The sequence below is a fragment of the Pyxidicoccus trucidator genome (assembly GCF_010894435.1).
GTDB lineage: Bacteria > Myxococcota > Myxococcia > Myxococcales > Myxococcaceae > Myxococcus > Myxococcus trucidator.
Map to the genome: position 1 here is coordinate 202,229 of NZ_JAAIXZ010000022.1, position 6,153 is coordinate 208,381.

The window sequence follows — 6,153 nt, forward strand, 5'->3', positions numbered from 1 at the left end:
GCCTTTCAGGAACGGTGAGGTGCCAGCGCAGAAGGAGCGCCGCCGCCCGCGTTTCGGGTCAAACCCCTCGAAACGAAGCGGGGAGGGCGACGCCGAAGCGCCGTCCTCCCCCGGGTGTCTCGCGGCCCTGGAGCTTTGCTACCTCACTGGAGCACGTTCTCGCAGCGGCCGGGGATGGCGCCCTTGCGGAGCTGGTCATTCATCCCGTGCGGGAAGCTGACCTGCTTCGTCTTCGGCTTCTTCCCCTTCGGGTCCACGCACACCGCCACCTTCTTCAGCGTCACCGCCCAGCCCTGCGTGCCGAGCGGCCCGAAGCCCCAGCCGGTGATGACGCGGCCGTTCTCGCTGATGGCCATGGGCGTGCCGAGGTCCCACTGCTCGACGCCGTACATGCCCTGGCCGATGAGGAAGTCACCCAGGTTCACCATGCCCAGCTCCCGCGTCCACAGGAACGGCTCGCGCTGGATGAAGAACCCCGAGTAGCCCAGGATGACCGAGCCGTCTTCCGACACCGTGCTCGCCGCCGAGCTGTTCCACTCGTCCGGCAGGCCGGGGACGGGAAGCTTCCCGAGTGACTCCAGGCCCGTCTCCTCGTCGAAGCGCCAGGCGTTGCCGTCCTGGCCGCCCAGCCCGACGATGACCTTGCCGTCCGAGCTGACGTCCGAGGCCTCACCGACCGGCTGCTCCGAGTCCACCAGGAACTGCAGGCCGTCCTTCCAGTAGACGCCGATGCGGCCGTTGTACACCTCGTGCAGGTCATTCCAGCCCACCACGACGTCGCCCTTCCTGTTGATCGCATTCGCACGCGTCCACGGGCCCAGGCCGCCCAGGTTCTCCATGCCCCGCTTCGCCGTCCAGCGGAAGGCGAAGGGTGAGGCGCAACCCTCCGGGCCGTACGCAAGGCCGACCACCGCGTCGCCATTGCCGGAGATGTCGAAGGGACTGGTCTCCGTCCTGTCGCACTCGCCCACCATGCCGCTGGCCACTGGGAGCGCCTTCCACGTCTGTCCGCCCGTCCAGAGGCCCACGCGGATGATGCCATCCGGGCCCGTGAAGCTGCCGCTGATGACGCGCCCGCTGTCGTCCACGCTCACGCTGCCGTTGCCGCCGAGCACCGTGAAGCCGTCCTTCTCCGTCCACCGCCAGCCCGGCGCGTCCTGCCCCGCGAAGATGCCGACGAGGACCTTGCCGTTGCCCGACACGTCCGTGGCCTGCGTGTTGGCGACGGGGACGCCGAAGAAGTGCTCGTCCGCCTCCGCGGTGTTGAAGAGGATGTCCGCGGTGATGGGCTCGCCCGCCGCCGCGACGAGCGCGGTGGAGGCGCAGCGGTCGTCCGTCTCCGACCGGCCGGACTCTCCCGCGCCGTTGTAGAACTCCTCGCCACCCGGCAGGGGCGAGGGAGGCGTGGAGAACCCGCCCTGCACGATGCCGTCCACGTACACCACGTACCGCGCTCCCGGCGTCAGGCCGTTGAGCGTGTAGCTGCCGTCCGGCGTGGTGGCCGCGCCCTGGCTGTAGTCTCCGGACAGCGCGGACACCGCGTCGCCGTAGGGGTTGGCGACGTTGCGCGCGATGACGTTGATGCCGGTGATGGGCATGCTGCCATCGGTCAGCAGGATGCGGCCGTGGATGGTGCCCCGGCTCGCGGGCCAGCCGGCCGCGGGGTAGAGGTTGGAGAGCGACGCGACGTCGTCCGGGTGCTCCACCGTGGACTGCACCTGGCCCGTCTGCCAGGGGTTGATGTACGGGTACATCGTCTCGATGTCGCCCAGGGTCAGCTCGGCGGAGTAGGGCGGCGTGCAGCCGTCGGGGCCCTGCGGGTCGCCGAAGAAGCCGATGGCGCCGTTCGTCTGCGAGTGGGCCAGGTTGATGGAGTGGCCGAACTCGTGGGTGAAGACGCCCGCGAAGCCGGTGCCCGCGACGTCCTCCGGGTCCACCGCGGCGCCGTTCATCACCGCCCAGCTCTCGGTGATGGTCGCTCCGTCGGCCCACTCCGGGCTGGCGATGCCGAGCACTCCGTCGGGCGCGCCGAAGAAGTCGCGGATGATGGAGCCGTCGTGGTCGTACAGGACGTGGATGCCGCCGCCGTTGAAGGTGCCGACGACGAGGTCCGCATTCGCGCCGGTGATGTCCGGCAGCCCCTGGCTGGCGAAGTCCCCGGCCACGGCGGCCGTGAAGTCCGAAGTGGGCACCTGCGTCCACTGGCCGAACGCAAAGGCCGTGAGGCCATCCGCCGTCTCGTTGGACAGGGGGCCCAGGTCGCCCAGGTCGGTGTACACGGGCACGGACACGCCGTTGGGGTACGCGTAGGGAATGCGGTTGTCCGGGTCGGCGATGGCGAGCGGGCCGCCGGCGTGGGCGAGGGTGGCCGTGGTGAGCACGGCCGCGGTCCCCGCGCGGAGGAAGCGGTTCCTAGCGCTCATTCTTCATCCTCCCCTGCGACACCCAGTTCTCCTTCACCGCGCGGCGCACGAGGCCGAGGAAGGCCCCGGCATCCACGGCGCCCCGCTGCTTCGCCAGCATCGCGGCCTCCTCCTGCTTCAGCAGCCCGGAGGCGACCTTCACGCCTTCGAACAGGCCCTCGTTGTCCGTCGCGCTGAGCACGCGGTTGTTGGAGATGCGCAGCTTGCCCTGCTCCAGGCCCACCGCCGTCTGCAGGCCCGTGAGGCGCGCGGGCGCGTGGAGGAACATCACCACCCGTTCGTCCTTGATGTAGCGCGGCCAGCCATCCGGAGTGACGGCCATCAGCGTGCGGCCATTCGCCATCTTCCGGGGGGCCGTGAGTCCGAACTGGCGGAAGGTGTACGTCGTGCCCGCCTGCTTCCCGCGGAGCTTCTCGTCCACGCGCAGGGTGACCTCGGTGTATGGCACTCCGCGCGCATCGATGCCGTCGGTGACGCTCTGCACGGCGCCAACGAGGATGCTGTCCGACTGCTCGATGAGCTCCACCAGGTTGCGCTTCTTCGCCGACGCGGCGGAAGCCCCCGTCGAGAAGAGCAGGCAGCAGGCGAGCAGCGCGAGCACTCCGCGCCGCATGCCTCCACCCATCGGGTTCCACTCCGGATACGACATGTCGACCTCCCAGTCCGCGGTGAGTGCCCCGACACACAAGCCAGTCGGAGCACGCAGCGGACGGTAGGGTCGGGGTGGGAGCGACACCATCAGGGACTCCCTGAGGGGACTTCAGGGAATCCCCTAGTACTATCCGGTCAGATGAATCGAGCGGTGGCGCCCCGTGTTGATGGGGCATGACACCCGCACAGTTACGCAAGCTCGACCGGAGCTGAGCGAGTTTCTGGACTGGATGACGGCGGGGATGGTCCGCACCGAGAGACGTCGTGCCCTCGGCGGCTACGTCACGGGCCTGCTGCTAGACGGAGAGCGCAAGAGCAGCGGGCCCATGGCGGCCCGGCTCGTTGAGGAGCCGGGCCAGACCGAGGCCATGCGCCAACGGTTGCAGCAGTGCGTGTCCGGCGGCAACTGCCGTGAGTTTCGCGAGGCACTCCGCGCCAAGGGGCTGCACTTCCTGATGGGAATCCAGGGCAACACCAACGGGCGAGCCCGGGTCGGCCAAGACGAACATGGTGGCGCACGCCCAATCCCAGAGCGTCGTTGAGCTGGTCAAGCGCCAGTTCCCCTCTTGCGTTTGAAGCCCCACCTCTGGCGGGACGTCTGCCGCTCGCATCCGGCGTCTGTCCTCTTGCAAAAGATGGTGCCCCCGCCCTCAATACGCACGCAGGCATCAGGCTAATCCTGGTAATTATTTTGTTCTGATCTATTGGCTTTTCCATTTTACTGATACAGTCCTGCGAGTCGCCGACATAGGGCACCTTTCGGCGGAAGCGGTGCCGCGTGCTGGGATTGTCGGAGATGCAGGTCGAACAGGAAGGAATGTCCATGTTTGCAAGAAGTGTCGTACTTGCGGCGGGATGTATTGCCCTGGTGTTCGGGTGCGCCGAGCCACCCGATGGGACGCAGGAGATTATTGCCAACCTGGTCAAGGTCGGGTTCCCGGCGGATGACATCATGGTCGTTGAAGAGAAGGTCTACGTTGGGCGGGACGCCCACGTGTCCTTGGCCGCGTCGCGCGAGATGATCGAGGCAGGTGGTGACACCACTGAGGAGCAATACCGCACCACCAACCTCGTCAGCACGGCGCTGACGAAGATCTGCATCGACGGCTCGTCGTTCACCGGCGCGTTCAGCACGGCACTCGACCTCGCCATCCAGAACTACGACGAACTGCCGCTCTCCTTCTCCATGGCGCGGACGCCGAGTACCGACTGCAACTTCACCATCAGCGCGGTCATCCAGCCGGGCGTGGTCGGAGGCTCGGCGGGGTTCCCATCGGGCGGGCTTCCGTACCATACAATCAACATCGGTGGCGGGCTCGCCTCATACAGCGTCGACGTCATCGAGCACGTCATCACGCATGAAATCGGCCACACCATCGGGTTTCGTCACTCGGATTATTACAACCGCAGCATCAGCTGCGGCAGCGGCGGCAATGAGGGCGACTCCGGCGTCGGCGCAATCCACATCCCGGGCACGCCGACTACGGCGACTGATGGCGGCTCGCTCATGAACTCCTGCTTCCGCTCGGTCGAGACGGGCGAGTTTGCCTCCGGCGACATCACCGCGCTGAGGGAATTGTACCCGCAGGTCAATGCATCATTTCAGCCATGGATGTCCGCAGTGGTCGATCTTATCCTGCACTAGCCTGCCGTTCGCACCAGCCAAGAGTTTTGGAAGCATCGGCGAGAACAGGCCCGTCCGGTTGCCATTGAGTCAAATACCAATCCACAGGAGGTCGCCAACAATGAAGAAGATTGCGTGGAAGAGTGGGCTGTTCATGGTGCTCGCCGGTAGCGCTGCATACGCGGGCGCATGGAGCGGAAGCACGACAATTTCAACGATCGAGGCCGAAGACACTGGTTCAGGTAGCCGTGTTTACCTGAAGTTCTCCAGTGAGCCTTTTGTCAGTCATTCCTGTGCGAACAAGAGCGGCTACTATCGGTTGGGAGGGAGCGCTGAGAACATCAGGATGGTGACTTCTCTCGCCGTTTCGGCGAAATTGGCGTCGCGTCCTGTTAGGGTTTTTTGGAATATTGAGTGTTCCGAAGGGGGCACCTCCGGCTATCCCGTCATGAGTGGAATTGAGCTTCTCTGATTTCCAACACAGGATTCGCGGCCGGAGAAGTAGGGCCTGCCGCCAGAGCGCATGGGCGCAGCCCTTCTCCCGGTGAGCGGTCGGGGTGGCCAGGGAGGTCTCCCTACCCGGCCTCCACTAGTCATTCTTGAACTGGGCCTTGCGGACTCGGATCGTCCAGCCCACCCTTGCCCGTGGGCCCGGCGGGTGGATCCGGATGCGCAGCCATTTCGGGTCACTGTCCGGCTCAATCGTCAATACGCGCGGACTACCCTTGATTGGGGACCGTCAATTGATGCGTGGCATGGGGGCATCATAGCGCGTCTTGGGCGCTCTCCCTCGGTTGGCCCCTTCCATGGGCAGGAGGGCAACGGACGCCGGCCGAGGTGAGATGGGTCGTCCCCAGCTTGGTGGCAGCGCTCTTCGCTATGGGAACGTTACGCCGGAGACGATCACGCTTCGGGTTCCATCCTCGTTCCAGAGCTTGAGCCTGAAGCTGCCCCGGGTCTCCTGCTCCGTCGCCTCTGCCTCGATCACAACGCGACCATCAATCACGCTGGGGTCAATGGGCTCACTCTGCCAGGGGGGCAGCGCGCGCAGCGTGCGGCGGCCAGGGCCCACCAGCTCGGCTCCGGCCGCAGTCCACGGTAACGCCCCGGCGGGCGCCTCCAGCGACACCTCCACCGCCACGAGCCCTCTGGCGCGGTAGCTGACGGCGCTCAGCAGACTGAGGGCACTCGCTGGATGTAGACTGATGTCCTTCATGACGTCCTTGGCCACAACCCCGTTCCTGTCCATGCGCCTCGCGGCCAGGAGTCCCGTCAAGCCGCGTGGCCCTCCACGCTCCGAGCGGAGCCGTGCAGTCTCCTCGCGGCACTGCTGAAGCTGGAGTCCCTTCTCCTTCTCCGCCTGCTGGTAGGACGCCAAGGTGCGTTTCTGGCGAAAGACCTCCACCTGGCGCGTGGCACGGGCCGGATGTACCACCAGCACGAAGCTGATGCTCG

Annotated in this window: 5 protein-coding genes and 1 pseudogene; 3 read left to right on the plus strand and 3 right to left on the minus strand. The window is 66.3% G+C overall.

Going from position 1 to position 6,153, the window contains the following annotated elements:
- Positions 1 to 143 precede the first annotated feature (143 nt).
- Positions 144 to 2,423, minus strand: a complete 2,280-nt coding sequence (locus G4D85_RS41365; RefSeq protein ID WP_164019772.1) for a hypothetical protein — start codon at positions 2,421 to 2,423, stop codon at positions 144 to 146.
- Entirely contained in the window at positions 2,413 to 3,072 is a 660-nt protein-coding gene (locus tag G4D85_RS41370; RefSeq protein WP_164019773.1) for a hypothetical protein, read from the minus strand. Before G4D85_RS41370 ends, G4D85_RS41365 begins: the two co-directional genes overlap by 11 nt.
- A gap of 176 nt (positions 3,073 to 3,248) precedes the next feature.
- Here G4D85_RS41370 and G4D85_RS50920 point away from each other — a divergent pair.
- The 3 genes and pseudogenes from G4D85_RS50920 to G4D85_RS41385 form a co-directional block, all read left to right on the plus strand.
- Positions 3,249 to 3,475 (plus strand): annotated as a pseudogene (locus G4D85_RS50920) (transposase); the annotation flags it as partial.
- A gap of 395 nt (positions 3,476 to 3,870) precedes the next feature.
- The gene (locus G4D85_RS41380; RefSeq protein WP_275900357.1) at positions 3,871 to 4,719 is read left to right on the plus strand and encodes a zinc-dependent metalloprotease; all 849 of its coding nucleotides are present in this window, start codon (positions 3,871 to 3,873) and stop codon (positions 4,717 to 4,719) included.
- A 100-nt stretch (positions 4,720 to 4,819) separates the two neighbouring features.
- Positions 4,820 to 5,170, plus strand: coding sequence for a hypothetical protein (locus G4D85_RS41385; RefSeq protein WP_164019774.1), 351 nt, complete (start codon positions 4,820 to 4,822; stop codon positions 5,168 to 5,170).
- Positions 5,171 to 5,575: 405 nt separating this feature from the next.
- Here the strand turns inward: G4D85_RS41385 and G4D85_RS41390 are convergent.
- Positions 5,576 to 6,153 (minus strand): DUF2381 family protein (locus G4D85_RS41390; RefSeq protein ID WP_164019775.1); only part of this gene is annotated, 578 nt, incomplete at its 5' end.